We start from the raw sequence: 2451 nt of genomic DNA, 5'->3' as shown, positions 1-2451 counted from the left end.
CCAGTGTGTATTATCTGCTTCGTTGGGTGGGATATCAGACCAAAGGCTACAACCTCAATAATGATCAAAGGGTTTAAAGCATACAACAAGCTGTTCTTTAGCGGCAGATTCCAATGCAAAAGTAATTGTACGATGAGAATCAAACTTCCTATCTCAAAAGCAAAAAGGAATAGCTTCATCACTACTGCCGCTCCATACAGACTGTTTGGGAACAAAAAGGTAGCTACCGCAAACGTGGCTTGCGCAATGGGGGGATAGATGGTGAAGTAATCTGGTGAATTTAGTGCTTCGTATAGCTCTCTATCTAGACCCGGTACGACTGGTCCCTCATTGATTAGCGTTGTGGGTAGATAATTGAAAGGATTGTAACCATTAATGACCAATTGGCCATCCCAAATAAATCGATATACATCGTCCGACAAAAGCGGAAATAGGAAGACCAAGCTTAATCGGAGGATAATTGCTACTAGCAGCCAAAACCCAAGGTCTGTTTCCTTAGTAGTCCTAAAAACCCAAAGGTAAGCGAGAAATAAAAAGCTATAGAGACTGATCAGAGGAGTGAAGTCGGACTGTCCAACCTTCAGCCCTAGATATAACAAAGCAGCTAACATCAGCATGGCCAAAATCCAGGGCTTAACTCCATCTGGAAATGCCCAAGCCTTACCTGCTCTGAGTTGCCCGATCAGCCCCATCATCTAGGAAGCCCGCAACTGCATATGTCTAATGCTATAGTAGAAGATCGCTCCGTACCCTAGGAACAGCATCAAATGGAAAGCAATGAAGATCATATTCTGCAAATAGATGGCTCCTAAAACTGCCACGAGAAAGTACAAAGCAAACACTCCTTCCAAGATCGTAGTCCAAGAAACCTTATGGTTGAGGTAATTGGTCTTACTCAGCTTATCTCGGATAGACTTAATGTTAAACTTGGGTGTGCGAACAAAGGGAGATTTTTTTCCTCTATATCCTTCCAAGACGGCAATCGTATTGTGCAACGATAGCCCCATGGACAAGGCCAAGAACAAAGGGAAGAGAAATATGAATTTCAGAATCCTCTTCACCGAAAAAACCACCAGATTCATTAGGGTTCACATTGGCTGCAAAATATACGGCGATAATGCTCATTAAGCCCACAGGAAGTAGGCAAAGAAGTCCTTGCTAAATCCATCCTCCATCAAACCATTGAAGAGGAACAACAATGGTACACTAAATACCCCCATAGCAAAGACAAAAACGAATACGGTACTGGATAACAAGTGAATAGTAGCCTGAATCTTTTTACCCAAACCTAAGTCAGAATTCCAAACCGTCGGCAACATCTTCTTGGCCGTTTCTGCACCACCTTTCATCCAACGAAACTGCTGCGATTTCAAGCTATTCATTTCTATCGGCAGCTCTGCAGGTGAGCCTACATTTTTCCAAGAAGCGATCTTCCATCCCTTGAGTTGGGCGCGTATACTGAGGTCGAGGTCCTCGGTCAAGGTATCAGCTTCCCAACCTCGGCTTCTTCTATCGTTTGGCGTCGCCACACCCCAGCCGTTCCATTGAATTGCAGTAAATAGTTACCATTCATCCGGCCCACCTGTTCTACACGAAAGTGCACATTCAATTGCATAGCTTGTAGACGGGTAATTAAAGAGTAATCCTCGTTAATGTGTTCCCATCTTGTTTGCACCACACCTACGCTAGGATCGCGGAACCAAGGCATGGTTTTTAGCAAGAAATCTGGCTTCGGCAGAAAATCAGCATCAAATATGGCGATGAAGTCTCCCTTAGCGAATCGCATTCCCTCTTTCAAGGCTCCGGCCTTATAGCCCTTACGATCTGTTCGTGTGATTTGCTCAATTTGAAAGCCCTTGGCCTTGTATTCTTCTACCTTTTTCCGTGTGATCTCTACGGTATCATCGGTTGAATCGTCAAGGACATGGATTTCAAACTTATCCTTGGGATAGTTGAATTGACTAATATTATCGATCAAGCGTTCCACGACAAAGCGTTCATTGAAAATGGGGAGCTGGATGGTCACAAAAGGTAGCTCTTCCGACTCTGCACTTCCCGCCAAAGTGTCTAGATGTTGCTCATCTTGCCAAGCGGTAGCTCCTTCTTCTACCATAGCCATTTTACGAGCAGGCGGCGCGGGGGTTGGTGGCATTGCATTCGCTAATCCCCTCCGATAATGATATAGCAACTTGATCTGCATCACACAGTATACGGTCACGTACAAAAGTGTGAAACAGTAAAGTCCTAATACAGTGTAGGCCAAAATCGACATTTCAAACTTAATTTTAGTTGGAGTTAGGGCAGTAACCAACTCCTCAATTCACCTTTATAACAACTTGAAGATTGTCCATAAAATCTTGTGCCCCGCCAGTATTGTTCCTCGGATCGTACCCGAGACCTTTGACACGCCCACTCTTCTTCTATAGGTTACGGGCACCTCTGTACATTTCA

4 protein-coding genes are annotated in these 2451 nt (G+C 44.3%); all 4 read right to left on the bottom strand.

Annotated elements, in window-relative coordinates; all coding sequences use genetic code 11:
* Positions 1-695, bottom strand: a 695-nt coding sequence (locus D5R40_RS32175) for an MptA/MptB family glycosyltransferase (RefSeq protein WP_511035260.1), incomplete at its 3' end; no start/stop codon positions are given.
* Between the two features lie 265 nt (positions 696-960).
* Positions 961-1125 (bottom strand): hypothetical protein, encoded by a 165-nt coding sequence (locus tag D5R40_RS38595; protein WP_205127815.1) that lies wholly within the window; start codon positions 1123-1125, stop codon positions 961-963.
* The gene (locus tag D5R40_RS38590; protein WP_205127814.1) at positions 1125-1481 is read right to left on the bottom strand and encodes a glycosyltransferase family 2 protein; all 357 of its coding nucleotides are present in this window, start codon (positions 1479-1481) and stop codon (positions 1125-1127) included. Before D5R40_RS38590 ends, D5R40_RS38595 begins: the two co-directional genes overlap by 1 nt.
* Positions 1478-2113 (bottom strand): glycosyltransferase, encoded by a 636-nt coding sequence (locus D5R40_RS38585; RefSeq protein WP_205127813.1) that lies wholly within the window; start codon positions 2111-2113, stop codon positions 1478-1480. The genes D5R40_RS38590 and D5R40_RS38585 overlap by 4 nt, the downstream gene beginning before the upstream one ends.
* Between the last annotated feature and the right edge of the window lie 338 nt (positions 2114-2451).

The sequence above is a fragment of the Okeania hirsuta genome, from assembly GCF_003838195.1.
Classification (GTDB): Bacteria; Cyanobacteriota; Cyanobacteriia; order Cyanobacteriales; family Microcoleaceae; genus Okeania; species Okeania hirsuta.
Note: the sequence above shows the minus strand (reverse complement) of the source record. Positions and strands in the feature narration are given on the sequence as shown.